The following is a 15,674-nucleotide window of genomic DNA, read 5'->3' as shown; positions in this document are numbered from 1 at the left end:
CAAGTACCGCCAACCTGGAGTTGGTGGTACTTGCAGACGCCAACACCACCTTCGAAGGAGCCTCGATGCCGTTGACCGACCTCAGCCTCGACGAGCTCGTCCAGTACCGCCCGGACCTGCCCGGCCCGCAGGACTTCGACGCGTTCTGGGACCGCACCCTCACCGAGGCGCGCGCGGCCGGTGGCGTGGTCGAGGTCGACCGGGTCACCGACCACCTGTTGCGCACGGTCGACGTCGACGACGTCCGCTTCCCCGGCTGGAACGGCGAACCGGTGGCCGCCTGGCTGATGCGGCCGCGCGGCGTCGAGGGACCGCTGCCCGTCGTGGTCTCGTTCATCGGCTACAGCGGTGGCCGCGGCCTGCCGACCGACCACCTGCTCTGGCCGTCCGCCGGGTACGCCCAGCTCGTCGTCGACAGCCGCGGGCAGGGCCACGACACCCCGGACCGCGACCCGGGAGGCCCCCAGTGGGTCAAGGGTTTCATGACCCGGGGCATCGACTCGCCGGAGAACTACTACTACCGGCGCCTCATGACCGACTGCGTGCGCGCCGTCGACGCGGTGGCCGAACTGCCCGGGCTGGACGGGGAACGGGTGATCGCCGCGGGCGGCAGCCAGGGCGGCGGGCTGGCGCTCGCGGTGGCCGGGCTGACCCGCGTCGCGGCCGTGATGCCGGACGTGCCGTTCCTGTGCCACTACCGGCGGGCCGCGGAGATGTGCGGCGAAGGGCCGTACCAGGAACTGGCCGAGTACCTGCGCTGGCACAGCAGGCATCTCGTGGAACCGGCCTTCGCCACCCTCTCCTACTTCGACGGCGTCCACTTCGCGCAGCGGGCGACGGCGCCGGCGTTGTTCAGCGTCGGGCTGATGGACCCGATCTGCCCACCGTCCACTGTGTACGCCGCGTTCAACCGGTATGCGGGCGACGACCGGACCATGACCGTGTGGCCGTTCGCCGACCACGGTGGCGGGTACGGCTCGAACCCGGTCGCGCAACTGGAGTGGTTGCACGACCGCGGTCTGGGCGTCAGCTAGCTCTGGGCGTCAGCTGGCGGAGCCGATGAACTCGCGGACCGACGACCGCGGATCACCCGACCGCACCAGCGCCTCCCCCACGAGCACGACGTCCGCGCCCCACCCGTGGTACTCCGCGACGTCCTCAGGCCCCGTCACCCCGGACTCCGCGACCCGGACCGAACTCTCCGGCAGGTGAGGAGCCAGCTTCTGGAAGACCGCGCGGTCCACCTCCAACGTCGTCAGGTCACGCGCGTTCACACCGATGACCTCCGCGCCCACCTGAACCGCCCGCCCCAGCTCGTCCTCGGTGTGCACCTCGACCAGCGGGGTGAGGCCGAGCGAGAGAGCCAGGCCGTGCAGCTCCTCCAGCTGACTGCCGGGCAGCGAGACCACCATCAGCAGCGCGAGGTCCGCGCCCCAGGCCCGGGCCTCCCAGAGCTGGTACGGCGTGACGATGAAGTCCTTGCGCAGCACGGGAACGTCGACGCGCGCCCGGACGGCGGCGAGGTCGTCGAGGGAGCCGCCGAACCGGCGCTGCTCGGTGAGCACGCTGATCGCCGCCGCGCCGCCCGCCGCGTAGTCCGCGGCCAGCGCCGCCGGGTCCGCGATGGTGGCGAGCTCGCCCTTGCTGGGGCTCTTGCGCTTCACCTCGGCGATGATCGACACGCCGGGCGCGCGGAACGCCGGCAGCGGGTCGAGGGCCGGCGGTGCGTCCGCGGCGCGTGCCTTCAACTCGGCGAGCGGGAGCTCGCTCTGCCGCCCCGCCAGATCCTCGCGCACCCCTGCCAGGATCCCGTCCAGCACCGTCACGATCATGCCCTTTCGTCGGCGAACACCTGCTCCCAGCTTGCCGTACGGGCAACCGGGAGCAGGTGTCGCCTCTCCGGCCTCAGCCGAACGAGACGGAGTAGCTGTTCGTCGTGAAGTTGAGGCCGCCGCTCGACGAGGTGATCTCGTAGCCGAACTGCACCGCGCCGACCGTCACGTCACCGAACCAGCCGCGGCCGCGGATCCAGTCCATCACGGCCTTGACGTCGACCTGGCCGGACCCGGTGTTGGACGTGCGCACGAACGAGAACACCTGGTTCGAGCCGTTCGAGCCGCGGTAGACGTTCCAGCTGTGCCCGCCCACCGAGACCGACGCCTGCCAGGACCCGATCGGGCCGACGGCGCCGACCTTGTTCATCCACAGCATGATCTCGTAGGCGTTGTTGTCGGCCCAGATGTCGTACGCGGTCGTGTAGGCGCCGGCGTTCGGGTACGAGACGTTGAAGCTGCTCGACAGACTTCCGAGCGAGCTCAGCCTCCGGTTCACCATCCTCTCCGAATGCGGGTATGACTTGATCCCGCCGGTGTTGGGGTGGTTCGCCCAAACGCCCCAGTTGCTGTAGGAGTTCGCCCAGATCGTCTGAGGGCCGTAGCCGCTTCCCCAGATGTTGTTGCGCACCGTGTAGCCGCCATTCGACCAGGTTCCCCACCTGTCGGAGGAGCTCCAGGTCGCCGCCTGCGCGGTGCCGGACGCCACGGAAACCGTCAGCACGGCCGCCATCGCGACAATCAGCGCACGCATCAGTTTGTTCATCGAACTTCCCTTCCGCACCTCATTGAACGGAATTCGCGCCGCCACCGGATTCGAAGCGGTTCGCTCGATTCAAAGTAACATCGAAACCATCGAACACAACCGCGCGAAACTATTCGACTGCATTTGTCGCAAAATTATTCTGGATCCCGTTCTTCGCACCCGTACGACTCAGGAGCTTCGGCGGCAGCAACGTGAGCGACGGCGGCTCGTGGCCCGCCAGCTTGGCCATCAGCAGCTCGACCGCGTGCCGCCCGAGCACCTCGGCCGGCAGCTGGACCGACGTCACCCGCAGCCGCTCGGCGAGCTCGTCCGGGCAGATCGCCACGACGGCGACGTCCTCCGGCACCCGCCGCCCCTCGGCGCGCAGGCACTCCACGACCCGGCCGAGCACCGCCTCGTTGTGCACGACCAGCGCGGTCATCCTCGGCAGCTCCCGCAGCAACGTGCTGACGACGGCGCGCACCGAGCCGTGGCGCTGCTCGGCGGGCAGCGCGGTCGACGTGACGCCGCGCCGCATGGCCGCGGCGCTGAAGCCGGTGAGGGTCCGCTGCGCGAAACCCGTGTTGCGCGTGTAGACAACGCTTGGGGCGCCGAGGAAACCGATGTTGCGGTGACCGAGTCCGGCGAGGTGGTCGACGCACCGCGCACCGGCCGCCTCGAAGTCGAGGTCGACGCAGGTGAGGCCCTTGACCGTCGCCGGGTGCCCCAGCAGGACGGCAGGCTTGCCGAGGTCGCGCAGGATCGGCACCCGGTCGTCGTCCATGCCCACGTCCATCACCAGGAACCCGTCGACGCCCGCCACCCGGCGCAGTCCCGCGGCACCCTGGTCTGCGGTCACCAGCAGCACGTCCATGCCGTGCGCACGGGCGGCGGTGGCCACCGACGTCACGAACCGCATGACCACCGGCAGGTGCACGCCCTCCCGCAACGGCAGGGCCAGCGCGAGCACGTTCGCACGCCCGGAGACGAGCGCACGCGCGCCCACGTGCGGCCGGTAGCCGAGCTGCTGAATGCTTTCCTTCACCCGCACGCGGGTCCCGGCCGAAACCGGGCGTCTGCCGCTCAGCACGTAAGAAACCGTGCTGGGAGCTACCCCCGCGTGTTTCGCAACGTCCACGATGGTGACCACGCCGACACCTCCGGCCAGGACGAATCGAAGCGCTTCGAACGTAATTCGGAATGTGACACAGACGAAACTCGCGCGTCAAGCAAATGGCCCGTGTTCGACGATTTCGACGGAAACGGCGTCGATGTTCAACAGCCCGTTCGACTCCCCGGACCCTCCCGCAGCCCCCGCACGCCACCTACGATGATCGCCACCAGTCGAGACGACGAGAAGGGCGGGCATGATCACAATCAAGGAGGTCGCCCGCCACGCCGGCGTGTCGATGAGCACGGTGTCCTACGTGCTCAGCGGAAAGCGGAGCATCTCGGAGGAGACGAAGCGCCGCGTCGAGCAGAGCATCGCCGCGCTCGGCTACCACCCGAACGCCGGTGCGCGGGCGCTCGCCTCGAACCGCTCGCAGGTGCTCGGCCTGGTCGTCCCGTTGCGCTCCGACCAGAACCTGCCCGTCATCATGCAGTTCGTCTCGTCGATCGTGGCCTCGGCCCGCGACTACGACTACGACGTGCTGGTGCTCACCAAGGAGGCAGGGCCCGGCGAGGCGCACCGGGTCACCGCGCGGTCGATGGCGGACGCGATCATCGTGATGGACGTCGAGAGCGCGGATCCGCGCATCCCGGAGCTCCGTTCCATCGACGCGCCGGTCGTGCTGCTCGGCATGCCCGACGACCACGAGGGCCTCAGCTGCGTCGACCTCGACTTCGAGACCGCCGGCAGGCAGATGGCCGGGCACCTCGCGGAGCGCGGGCACCGGTCCATCGCGCTGATCGGCTCCCCTCCCGCCGTGTACGAACGCGGCACCAGCTACGCCGCGAGACTGCTGCACGGTTTCCAGAGCGAGACCACCAAGCGGAACATGCCGGCCTCGGTGCACTCGTGCGCGCCCGGCTACGACTCCGTCTCGGCCTGCCTGGACGCCGTGCTGCACCCCGACCGCGGCATCACCGGCCTGGTCGTGCACAACGAGGCGGTCCTCGGCACGCTGCTGCTCGAACTGCGGCGCCGGTCGCTCGACGTGCCCGCCGACCTGTCCGTGATCACGCTGTGCCCCGACGACGTCGCGGCGTCCCTGCCCGTGCCGCTCACGTCCATCGCCGTTCCCGCGCAGGAGCTCGGAGCGATCGCCGTCGAGATGGTGATGACGAGGCTCACACAGGAACAGGCTCCGGAAGTGCGTCTGCTCCAGCCGCGCCTCACCGACCGCGGCAGCACCTCTACCCGCTGAAACCGATTTCTCCTCCGCATTCGACGCAATTCGACTCGAATGCAGGTCGAACGCAGCCGCATCCCAATTCTGCAAAGTCCTTCCACACCGGACGTTCGCGTCGTAGCCTGCCGAGACGAAGATCCGCCGTTCGGGCGAACCCGATCTGGTTCGATCGCCGACACCGCTTTGCCGCAGAGGAACAATGAGACGACTGCTGGGTGTCTTCACCACCAGACCCACCGGATGGCTGTTGGCCGCCGCACTTCTGCTCATCGGCGCGGCCGGTGCGTGCGGAGGAGACGGTGAACAGGCGTCCCCTGCGGCGCCCACGACGACAACACCGTACGTACCGCAGATCATCGAACCGCCGGACAAGTCGGGGTTGACCGTGCGGCAAGTCGTCGACGTGCGCACGGTGCAGCTGTCCGACGGCGAGGAGGTGCGGGTCAAGGGACTGGCCGCACCCGACGCGTGCTGGGCCGACGCGGCCGCCACGTTCGCGAGGTCGATGCTGCTGGAGAAGCCGGTCGAAACCACACCGGACGGCGAGGCGCTGGTGTCGCTGCGGCTCGCCGACGGCACCGACTACGGCCTGCTCGCCGTCGAGCTCGGCATGGTGCGCAACGAGGCGGCGGACGACCGCGCCATGAGCGAGGCCGAGAAGACCGCGTCGACCAAGAAGCTCGGCCGGTGGGGGCCGCCCTGCACCGGTCAGACGTCCGCCGCACCGGCACCGTCGCCCGCTTCCGGTCCGACCACCACCACGACGGTCGCGGCCAAGCCCGTCAGCGGATGTTCCGTCGCCTACGTCATCACGGACAGGTGGCCCGGCGGTTTCCGCACCGACGTGACGATCCGCAACACCGGCAACGCCCCGCTGAGCGGCTGGACGTTGCAGTGGAAGTTCGCGAACGGCCAGAAGGTGTCGGAGATGTGGAACGCGACGTCGAAGCAGTCGGGTGCGGACGTCTCCGCGACCGCGATGAACTACAACCAGACGATCGGCGCCGGAGAGTCGGTGCTGATGGGGTTCACCGGCTCCAGCGGCAGCACCAACACCGCGCCGGGCGCCTTCAGCCTCAACGGATTCCCCTGCAAGCTCGGCTGATCACACGGGAACCTCCGCCAGCCCGCCGTCGAGCACCTGGCGGACGCCCGGCCGCACCTCCACGTCCACGCGCCGGTCGCGGTACCGCACCGCGACCGTGCGCCGCGCCGGAGGACCGTGGAGAGCCACCGCGGTCAGCTCACCCTCGCACCAGGTGAGGTCGACCGTGAGCCCGCCACGGGCGCGCAACCCGAGCACCGTGCCGCGCCGCCACGCGGGCGGCAGCGCGGGTAGCAGCCGCAGTTCGCCGGTGTGGCTCTGCAGCAGCATTTCGGCGATCGCGGCCGTGATGCCGAAGTTGCCGTCGATCTGGAACGGCGGGTGGGCGCAGAACAGGTTCCGGTAGACGCCGCCACCGCCCTTCGCGGTGACATCGGTGAGGAACAGGTCCAGCAGCTCCCCTGCGCGCTGCCCGTCGCCCAACCGCGCCCACAGCGCCGTTTTCCACGCGAGGGACCACCCGGTGCCCGCGTCGCCCCGCTCCAGCAACGCCTTCCTGGCCGCCGCCGCGAGCTCAGGTGTGCGTTGCGGGTCGATCCGCCGTCCGGGGTGCAGGCCGACGAGGTGCGACACGTGCCGGTGCCCCGGCTCGGCGTCCGGCAGCTCGTCCGCCCACTCGAGCAGCTGGCCGCGGCTGCCGATCGGAGGAGAAGGCAGTCGGGGCAACAGTTCCCGCGCCCTCGCCACCACCTCGTCCTCCAGGCCGAGAACGTCGGCCGCTGCCACCAGCCGGTCGAAGACCTCCCACGTCAGCGTCAAGTCCATTGTGGACCCGACGCCGACGGCGACCGGTTCGCCGCCGGCGAGGTAGTGGTTCTCCGGCGAGGTCGACGGCGCCGTCGTCAGCGCGCCCTCGTGCTCGACGAGCCAGGCGGCGCAGAACTCGGCGGCTCCGCGCAGCACCGGCCAGGCCCGCTCGCGCAGCCACTCCACGTCGCCGCCGAACTCGAAGTGCTCCCACAGGTGCAGGCTGAGCCACGCCGCCGCCATCGGCCAGTTCGCCCACGCGGGATCGCCCGTGCCCGCACCGACCGGGGTGGCGAGGCACCACGGATCGCTGTTGTGGTGCGCCACCCAGCCGGGCGCCCCGTACAGGGTCCGCGCGACGTGCTCGCCCTGTGCCGCGAGCTGTTCGACGAACTCGAGCAGCGGCTCGTGGCACTCGGGCAGACCGGTCGTCTCGGCGGGCCAGTAGTTCATCTGCAGGTTGATGTTGAGCGTGTAGTTGCCGCGCCACGGCGGGTCGACGTGCGGGTTCCAGACGCCCTGCAGGTTCGCCGGCAACGTGCCCGGCCGTGAGCTGGTGATCAGCAGGTACCGTCCGAAGTGGAACGACAGCGCCGCCAGCGCCGGGTCACGGGCCGCTGTCCGTTCGTCGAGCGGCAGGTCGGGAGCGGGTCCGAGGTCGAGGTGGACGCGGTCGAACAGTTCCCGGTGCGCGGCAACGGATTCCTCCCGGAACCGGTGCCAGCCGAGTTCGCGCGCCTGTGCGACGCGGGCGGTGGCGAGCCGGGCGCATTCGGCGGGATCGCGCTCCGGTTCGGCACCGGGACCGCGGTAGCCCGCCTCGGTCGCCACGTAGACAGTGACCACGTCGGCACCTTCGCGGTCGATCGTGGTCGCCACGGCGTACGCCATCCCGGCCGTACCGGACAGCCCGGCGACCTCGCCGGCGGTGAATCCCTTGCCGCCCAAGGCGTTGCTGAGACGCACCATCACGTCGGCCGCGCCCCGCACCCGCCAGGCCAGCACGTGCAGGCCGGCGTGGCAGACCGCCTCCCGCAGCACGTCGGCCTCACCCGCGCGACAGGTCACCGAGTACACGCCGGTGCGCAGGTCGAGCGCACGCCGGTACCCCGTCCGGGCACCACTCGTGCGGACGTCCAGCCGCAGGTCCGCGAGCGGCAGGTAGCGCGCGGTGTCCGGGCCCTGGACGGTTTTCAGCAGTGCCTCGGCCCCCACCGGATCTCCCGCCAGAGCGAGCTGCCGCGCTCGCGCCACCACGGCCGGGTCGCCGTCCGCGGGTGACAGGGGTTCCCCTGACCACAACCGGTCGTCGTTGAGCTGCATCAGCTCGGTCTCCACGCCGCCGAACGCCATCGCGCCGAGCCTGCCGGTGCCGAGTGGCAGTGCCTCCTCCCACACCGACGCGGGCTCGCGAAACCACAGGACGTCGTCAGCGCTCATGCTATTTCCACATCCAAATCGAAGCGATTCGATTCAATCGAGAGGAAAACTCGCACAAGGCCTCGGCGCAGTCAAGGCACGTCAGCGCGTACAGGCCGGAAGCCACGGGTTTCGACGTGTTCGGCGTCGAACGGACCCGCCCGTTCGATCCAGGTGAAATACAACACACATTCATCGATGGCCATTCCGCGATATGTGCCGATCCGTCCGGAACGCTAAGTTGATTTCAGCGTGAAAGGTGCCGCCCGGCGGTCAAGGCAGATGAGTGGAGTTCGGCGTGACTGCGGTGCGTGAACGAGGGCGGGCACTGGCACGGGTGGGCTCGCTCAGCCCGGTCGCCCGCCTGCTCGTCGGCAGCCAGCTGCTGTTCAACGTCGGCTTCTACCTCGTCGTCCCGTACCTCGCCGGGCACCTCGCGAACGACCTGGGGCTCGCGGGCTGGCTCGTCGGCCTCGTCCTCGGCCTGCGGACGTTCAGCCAGCAGGGCCTGTTCGTCCTCGGCGGCACCCTCACCGACAGGTTCGGCCCGAAACCCGTCGTCCTCGCGGGCTGCGCCGTGCGGGTGGCGGGGTTCGCCGTGCTCGCGGTCGCGACGTCGTTGCCGGGCGTGCTGGGCGGCGTGGTGCTCGTCGGCCTCGCGGGCGCGCTGTTCTCCCCCGCTGTGGAGTCCTCGCTGGCCCGTGAGGCGGGCCCGGACGGGCGCACCGACGCGTTCTCGATCTTCGCGGTGTGCGGCGAGGTCGGCGCGGTCGCGGGTCCGCTGCTCGGCGTGGTGCTGGCTGGTCAGTTCCGCGTCGCCTGTGTCGCGGGCGCGGTGTTGTTCATCGGGATCGGGTTGCTGCACTCGAGGTTCCTGCCGCGCCTGCCCGGCGAGCACCGCGACGAACCCGTGCTGGACGGCTGGCGCGAGGTGCTGGGCAACAGGGTGTTCCTGGTGTTCGCCGCCGGGTACTCCGCCTACCTGGTGTCCTACAACCAGCTCTACCTGGCGCTGCCCGCCGAGCTGAACCGCGTCGGCGCGGACGACAGGATGCTCGGGTTGCTGTTCGCGCTCGCGTCTACGCTGATCATCCTCGGCCAGCTGCCCGTGTCCGCCCTCTCGCGCAGGCTGCTCGGCAGGACCGGTGCGCTCGTCGGCGGGTTCGTCCTCATCGGACTCGCGTTCGCCGTGGTGGCGCTGCGCCCGCCGGGGATCACGGGCGCCGTCGCGTTCGTCGTGTTGCTCGTCTTCGGCCAGATGCTCGTCGTGCCACGAGCGAAGGAGCTCGTGCCCGTGCTGGCGGGCGAACGCAGGCTCGGCACGTACTTCGGTGTGCTGGCCTCCGCCGGCGGTGTGGCCGTGCTCGTCGGCAGCACGGCCGGTGGCGCCCTGCTCGAGCACGGCCGCGTCGCCTGGGTCGTACTCGCACTGCTGCCCCTGGCGGGCGCCTGCGTGCTCGCCGCTCTCGCGCGCCGTGCCTGGTGATCAGCCCGCGACGATCCGCCACTGCTGGTTGGAACTGTTGCTGTCGCTCCACTGACCGAGGTTCGTCCCGCTCGCCGTGCGTCCCATGCCGTCCAGGTACAGGCCGGTGGCGCGGTTCCTGACGCGCACGTCGTTGCCCCTGCTCGTGCCGGTCACCACGGTCCACTGCTGGCTCGTGCCGGTGTTGCCGGCGCGCTGGCCCGCGTCGGAGCCGTTGGACGTGCGGCCGGCGCCGTCGAGGTAGAGCCCGGTCGACGCGTTGCGGAACCGGACGTACGCACCGGTGTTCTCGATGATCCACCGCTGGGTGGCGCTGCCGCTGTCGGCTTCCTGCCCCGCCGCGGAGTCAGCGGTCCGGCCCAGGCCGTCGACGTACCGGCCGGTCGCGATGTTGCGGATCCTGACCGTGGTCGTGTTGTTCTCCGCGAGTCCCCACGCGTGGTGCAGCCGCTGCAGCCCGGACTGGTTCGTCAGCGACAACGTGGTGCCGCTCCTGGTGGTCAGGCTGTACCAGTCACCGTCGCGCAGGCCGGGCCAGTACACGCTGCCCATCCCGAGGCTGCGCAGCTTCGCGCTGACGCCGCGGACGTAGTCGGCCATGTACGACCCGCTGGGGATGCTGTAGTCGATGGCGTCGAAGTAGACGCCGTTCTTGGTGCCCGGCCCCATCGCGCCGCCCCACTCGGTGGCGATCGTGCGGCTCGCGTAGTTGCCGATGTAGCTCGCGATGTGGTCCGCCCACTGGGTTTCGCTCTCGTACCCGGCGAAGAACGAGTAGTCGTGGACCGCGAGCAACGTGCCGTTCAGCCTGCTGTCGCCGCCGACCGCGGGAACGTTCTGGGCGAGGCCCGCGCCGTCGAGGATCACGCGGCCGCGCGGGACGCTCGAGTACCTGCCGAGCCAGGAGTTGTACATGTTGTTGAGGTCGCTCGTGCTGTAGCCGTGCGGCTCGTTGATGACCTCGAAGTAGGCGTTCGGGTGGGAGCCGTACTTGGCGACGACCTTGTCCCACATCTGGTTGAAGGCGTTGGCGTTCTGCGGCCTGCCGCCGGTGTACGCCCAGTACGCGAGGATCACGTTGCCCTTGCCGAGCGCGGTGTCGATCGCGCCGGTGTAGGTGGCCCAGTAGTTGGCCACCGTCGGCTCGTTGATGGGCAACCGGACCGTGTTGGCACCGGTGATCGAGTAGAGCTGACCGACCACCCGGTCCGCGACGGTGGCGGCCGACGAGTAGGTGTCCGACGCGCTGAGCCCGGACGGGTACAGCACGCCGTTGACGAAGTTGTCCCTCTGGTCGGCCCAGTTCACGCCGCGGAACCCGGCCGTGGAGGCCTGTGCCGCGGTGGAGGTGCCAGCCACCACCCCCACCGCGACCAGCAGGGCCAGCAATGCGGAAAGCGCTTTCCTGAAACGACTCATCGGCTGCTCCACTGCGTTGTGTAACTGATCGAGGTCGTCCGACCGCACTGCGTGTCCGATGGCCATGAGAGCAGCCGCGCCGAGCCGCCGTCAAGAAAATGAGCATGCTTATTCGGGCCACTCAGCCGTGTGTCACCGACTCTTCTGACCTCCGTCGATTCCGCGTTCGATGGATTGTCCTGGCCGTTCGACGCGCATGTACCCTCGGTGGAACGGACGAAAAGTCTTACTCATGAAGGAGCCGTCTCGGTGGATGCAGATGCCGCGTACGCGCCGACCGCCTCGTACCGCCCCGGCTACGAGCTGGTGGCCGAGCGGATCCTCGAGCTCATCGCCGAGCTGGAGCTGCGCCCCGGTGACCGCATGCCGACCGAGAACGAGCTGGCGGGCCGGATGGGGACCAGCCGGACCGTGGTGCGGGAGGCTGTGAAGATCCTCTCGGCGCTCGGGAGGGTGCGTGCCCACAAGGGACGCGGGCTCTACGTGGCCGACGACGAGGGCATGCTCGGCTCGTCCCGGTGGGGCGGCTTCTTCCTGCCCACCGACCTCGACCACGTGTACATGCTCTTCGAGTTCCGCAAGGTCCAGGAGGTCGCCGCCGCACGGCAGGCCGCCACCAGGGCGACACCGGCCGAGCTGCGCGCCGTCGAGGTGGCGGCAGCGCTGTGCCGGGAAGGGCACGTCACCGGGCACGACGCGTTGTTCGACCAGGGCGACGACGACTTCCACCTGGCCGTCGCGGCCGCCTCGCACAACCAGTTCCTCGTCGCCGCCGTGCGCGAGGCCCGCCGGCTGCAGCGGCAGTCCAACGTCATCGGGCTGAACGGCGCGGTCGGCGGACATGCCGCGGAGGCCGTCGAGGAGCACGCCGCGATCTACCGCGCGATCCGCGACGGCGACGCCGACGCGGCCGGCGCCGCGGCCGCCGTGCACGTGGACAGGACCCTGGAGGACTACCGGCGCGAGATCCAGCGCCGCGTCTTCGGCTGACCTGGACCCGTCTTCCGGATTTGTGCTACAACCATTTCGGTGCTCGATGTGATGTGTCGCACCCAAGTCCTGACACACCACCGCGATCGCCGTCGTGTCCGCCGCACGACCGCACACCCGACGCCGCAGAACTCGAATAACCCCATGGAACGAGGGTTGCGATGTTCAGCAGTCCACCCGTGCGACGGCGGACCCGGTCGGCGACAGCCGCACTGGCAGCCGCCGTGCTCTCAACGACGGCATTGGTGTTGTTGCCCGGTTCCGCGGAAGCGGCGGCGAGCACTCTCGGTGCCGCGGCAGCGCAGAGCGGCCGGTACTTCGGAGCCGCGATCTCCGCGAGCCACCTCGGCGAACAGGCGTACGTGAACACGTGGGGCGCGGAGTTCAACAGCGCCACGCCGGAAAACGAGATGAAGTGGGACACCGTCGAGCCCAACCAGAACCAGTTCAACTTCGCCCCGGCGGACCGGATCGTGAGCCAGGCGCGCAGCCGCGGCATGTCGGTGCGCGGCCACACCTTGGTCTGGTACCAGCAGATACCCGGCTGGGTCAGCCGCCTGAACGGGAACGACCTGCGGTCGGCGATCGCGAACCACATCAACCAGGTGGCCGGTCACTGGAAGGGCCAGATCCACTCCTGGGACGTGGTGAACGAGGCGTTCGAGGAGAACGGAACCCGGCGCCAGTGGTTCGTCCAGCAGCGGCTCGGCGACGGCTACATGGAGGAGGCGTTCCGCACCGCCCGCGCCGCCGACCCCAACGCCAAGCTCTGCTACAACGACTACAACACCGACGGCATCAACGCGAAGAGCACCGGTATCTACAACATGGTGCGCGACTTCAAGTCACGCGGCGTGCCGATCGACTGCGTCGGCTTCCAGAGCCATCTGAGCCAGGGCGCGAACCTGAGCAGCTACCAGGCGAACCTGCAGCGGTTCGCCGACCTCGGCGTGGACGTGCAGATCACGGAGCTCGACGTCGGCGGCTCCGGTTCAGCCCAGGCCGCGACGTACCGGACGGTGGTCCAGGCGTGCATGGCCGTGTCCCGCTGCACCGGGATCACCCCGTGGGGCGTCACGGACAAGTACTCGTGGCGGTCGGGCGACACCCCGTTGTTGTTCGACGGCAACTACAACAAGAAGCAGGCGTACACCGCAGTGCTCGACGCGCTGAACGGCGGCGGTGGTGGTGGCGGCGATGGCACGCTGCGCTCCGTGTCCGCGGGCAAGTGCCTGGACGTGCCGAACTCCTCGACCAGTCCGGGAACGCAGCTGCAGATCTGGGACTGCCACACCAATGCGAACCAGCAGTGGACGCGCTCGACCTCGGGTGAGATCTCGGTCTACACCGGCGACTCGAAGCGCTGCCTCGACACGTCCGGCACGAGCAACGGCGCGAACTCGGTCATCGCGAGCTGCAACGGCGGCAACAACCAGAAGTGGAACGTCAACAGCAACGGCACGATCACGAACGTCCAGTCAGGACTGTGCCTCGACGTCAACGGCCGGGGAACCGCCAACGGCACCAAGGTGATCATCTGGACCTGCAACGGCGGTACCAACCAGCAGTGGACCGGTCTCTAGCCGCCGAACCCCGGCGCGGGTGCCGGGCTCAACCAAAGGTTCCTGCTCCAGCGCCACTAGGCCGGACAGGTGGTTTCCGGTGCCGCGGCACCGGAAACCACTCACGCCGTCCGTTCCCCCGTGAGCAGCTGGGTCGCGGCGAACCCCGCGTACAGCGGATCACTCGCGACGAGCTCGTCGTGGGTGCCCGCCGCCCGCACGATCCCGTTGTCCAGCACCACGATCCGGTCCGCCGAGGTGACCGTCGACAACCGGTGCGCCACCACGAGCACGGTCATCGTCTTCGCGGCGGCCGTGACGACGTCCCGGATCGCCATCTCGTTCGCGGCGTCCAGCTGCGAGGTGATCTCGTCGAGCAGCAGCAGGCGGGGACGGCGGATCAGCGCGCGGGCGAGCGCCACCCGCTGCCGTTCGCCGCCGGACAGGAACGTGCCGCGGTGGCCGACCTGCGTGTCCAGGCCGTCCGGCAGCCGTTCGACGAGCGTGTCCAGCCGGGTCTGCGCCAGGGCGTCGCGGATCTCCTCGTCGCCTGCCCACGGGCGGCCGTAGACGAGGTTGTCGCGCAACGTCCCGGACAGCAGCGGCGCGTCCTGTTCGACGTACCCGATGCCCGCGCGCAGGTCCGCGAGGTCCCACTCGGCGAGGTCACGGCCGTCCAGCAGGATCCGGCCCGCGGTCGGCTCGTAGAACCGTTCGATCAACGCGAAGAGCGTGGACTTCCCGGCACCGGACGGACCGACGAACGCGGTCAGCCCGGACGCGGGGACGTCGACGCTCACTCCGCGCAGCACTTCCGGCAGCTCGGGACCGTAGCTGAACCGCACGCCGGAGAACTCCAGGCGCGCCGCGTCCTGCCCGACGGCACAGGGCTGGGGGTCGCCGGCGGGTTCTGCCTGCATCTCGTCGACCTCCGACAGGCGGCGCACCGCGGCCAGTCCGATCTGCAGGCGGCTGCCCGCGTGCAGCAGCTGCCCGATCGGCTCGTTCAGGTAGAACAGGAACAGCAGGAACGCGACCAATGTGGACAGTGAGATCGCACCGGTCGCGACCCGCGCCCCGCCGATGCCGAGCACGGCGAGGAACGCCGCCTGGATCGCCAGGGTGTTGGACCCGTGCACCAGCGACTCCCACCGGGCAGAACGCAGACCTGCGCGCCACGCGTCCTCGGCACCGCGGTCGATCGCGGCGATCTCCCTGGCCTCCGCGCCCGCGGACTTGACCGTGCGGAAGGCGCCGAGCACGCGTTCCATCCGCGCACCGGTCTCCCCCACCGCGGTCTGCGCGGCGCGGGACGCCTTCTCGATCATCGGCATGCCCGCACCGGCGAGCGCGCCGACCACCGCGAGCACGGCGAGGGTGACGCCGAGCAGGACGGGGTCCATCACGCCCATCATCACGACCATCACGACGGACGTGACCGCACCGGTGACCAGCCCGACGAGCGCGCTGGTGCACACCTCGCGCAACAACGTCGTGTCGCTGGTGAAGCGCGACAGCAGGTCTCCGGGCTCGGTGCGTTGCACGGCAGGCACCCGCAGCGAGAGCAGTCGCCTGGTCAGCCGCTTCCTGGCCACCAGCACGACCGACTCCGCGGCCCGTTCGAGCAGGTAGTCGCCGATCATCGCGATCGCGGCACCAGCGAGCGCGAGGCCGACGAGCAGCACCAGGAGCCCGGTGATCGCGCCACCGGTGCCCAGCCGGTCCACCAGCGCCTTCGCGGCGAGCGGCTGGGCGGCCGCGGCCAGACCGCCGAGCAGGACCAGCGTCCCTCCGAACAGGACGGTGCGCCGCTGAGGGCGGACGTACCCCAGCAGCGTTCGCCAGGCCGGGCGGTCGATCTGGGTGCGCACGGTGACACAGCTCCGTTTCTCGTTGGACGGTCACCCGATCCTCGTGCCCTGCCACCTTTCGCCGTATCGCCGAACCGGCCGGACAGGCCAGCCAGGTGGCTGGACATCACCCTCCACCCGGCGGGCCCGCTACCGCGTTTGGCG

12 protein-coding genes are annotated in these 15,674 nt (G+C 69.9%); 6 read left to right on the top strand and 6 right to left on the bottom strand.

Annotated features, from left to right (window positions below):
* Positions 1-65: 65 nt before the first annotated feature.
* Positions 66-1,034 (top strand): acetylxylan esterase, encoded by a 969-nt coding sequence (locus ACFOWZ_RS00160; RefSeq protein ID WP_382366914.1) that lies wholly within the window; start codon positions 66-68, stop codon positions 1,032-1,034.
* Between the two features lie 9 nt (positions 1,035-1,043).
* On the opposite strand, the gene trpC is transcribed toward ACFOWZ_RS00160, so the two are convergent.
* The 3 genes from trpC to ACFOWZ_RS00145 all read right to left on the bottom strand — a co-directional run bounded on the left by trpC (position 1,044) and on the right by ACFOWZ_RS00145 (position 3,727).
* Positions 1,044-1,826 (bottom strand): indole-3-glycerol phosphate synthase TrpC, encoded by a 783-nt coding sequence (gene trpC, locus ACFOWZ_RS00155; RefSeq protein ID WP_382366957.1) that lies wholly within the window; start codon positions 1,824-1,826, stop codon positions 1,044-1,046.
* Between the two features lie 79 nt (positions 1,827-1,905).
* Positions 1,906-2,598: a glycoside hydrolase family 12 protein gene (locus ACFOWZ_RS00150; RefSeq protein ID WP_382366912.1), complete on the bottom strand. Its 693-nt coding sequence runs from the start codon at positions 2,596-2,598 to the stop codon at positions 1,906-1,908.
* Positions 2,599-2,707: 109 nt separating this feature from the next.
* On the bottom strand, positions 2,708-3,727 hold the full coding sequence (locus ACFOWZ_RS00145; protein ID WP_382366910.1) for a LacI family DNA-binding transcriptional regulator: 1,020 nt from the start codon (positions 3,725-3,727) through the stop codon (positions 2,708-2,710).
* Positions 3,728-3,944: 217 nt separating this feature from the next.
* On the opposite strand from ACFOWZ_RS00145, the gene ACFOWZ_RS00140 reads away from it, so the two are divergent.
* Together ACFOWZ_RS00140 and ACFOWZ_RS00135 are read left to right on the top strand one after the other, a co-directional pair.
* A complete protein-coding gene (locus tag ACFOWZ_RS00140) occupies positions 3,945-4,946 on the top strand; it encodes a LacI family DNA-binding transcriptional regulator (protein ID WP_382366908.1) in 1,002 nt (333 codons plus the stop codon).
* Between the two features lie 184 nt (positions 4,947-5,130).
* The gene (locus tag ACFOWZ_RS00135; RefSeq protein ID WP_382366906.1) at positions 5,131-6,036 is read left to right on the top strand and encodes a cellulose binding domain-containing protein; all 906 of its coding nucleotides are present in this window, start codon (positions 5,131-5,133) and stop codon (positions 6,034-6,036) included.
* Here ACFOWZ_RS00135 and ACFOWZ_RS00130 read toward each other — a convergent pair whose 3' ends face one another.
* A complete protein-coding gene (locus ACFOWZ_RS00130) occupies positions 6,037-8,223 on the bottom strand; it encodes a glycosyl hydrolase family 95 catalytic domain-containing protein (RefSeq protein ID WP_382366904.1) in 2,187 nt (728 codons plus the stop codon).
* A gap of 277 nt (positions 8,224-8,500) precedes the next feature.
* Here ACFOWZ_RS00130 and ACFOWZ_RS00125 point away from each other — a divergent pair, with 277 nt between their 5' ends.
* Positions 8,501-9,688, top strand: a complete 1,188-nt coding sequence (locus ACFOWZ_RS00125) for an MFS transporter (RefSeq protein WP_382366902.1) — start codon at positions 8,501-8,503, stop codon at positions 9,686-9,688.
* Here ACFOWZ_RS00125 and ACFOWZ_RS00120 read toward each other — a convergent pair whose 3' ends face one another.
* Positions 9,689-11,107: an RICIN domain-containing protein gene (locus tag ACFOWZ_RS00120; protein WP_382366901.1), complete on the bottom strand. Its 1,419-nt coding sequence runs from the start codon at positions 11,105-11,107 to the stop codon at positions 9,689-9,691.
* Positions 11,108-11,356: 249 nt separating this feature from the next.
* Between ACFOWZ_RS00120 and ACFOWZ_RS00115 the strand changes: the two genes are divergently transcribed.
* Both ACFOWZ_RS00115 and ACFOWZ_RS00110 read left to right on the top strand, forming a co-directional pair.
* Complete coding sequence (locus ACFOWZ_RS00115; RefSeq protein ID WP_382366899.1) at positions 11,357-12,097, top strand: FadR/GntR family transcriptional regulator; 741 nt, start codon at positions 11,357-11,359, stop codon at positions 12,095-12,097.
* Positions 12,098-12,276: 179 nt separating this feature from the next.
* A complete protein-coding gene (locus ACFOWZ_RS00110; RefSeq protein WP_382366897.1) occupies positions 12,277-13,680 on the top strand; it encodes an endo-1,4-beta-xylanase in 1,404 nt (467 codons plus the stop codon).
* 101 nt (positions 13,681-13,781) lie between these two features.
* Here the strand turns inward: ACFOWZ_RS00110 and ACFOWZ_RS00105 are convergent, their stop codons facing one another.
* Complete coding sequence (locus ACFOWZ_RS00105) at positions 13,782-15,530, bottom strand: ABC transporter ATP-binding protein (protein ID WP_382366895.1); 1,749 nt, start codon at positions 15,528-15,530, stop codon at positions 13,782-13,784.
* Positions 15,531-15,674 lie beyond the last annotated feature (144 nt).

Origin of the sequence: Lentzea rhizosphaerae (genome assembly GCF_042649515.1) — a bacterium.
Taxonomy (GTDB): domain Bacteria; phylum Actinomycetota; class Actinomycetes; order Mycobacteriales; family Pseudonocardiaceae; genus Lentzea; species Lentzea aerocolonigenes.
The sequence above is the reverse complement of the archived record's forward strand: the minus strand, read 5'-3'. Positions and strand labels throughout refer to the sequence as shown.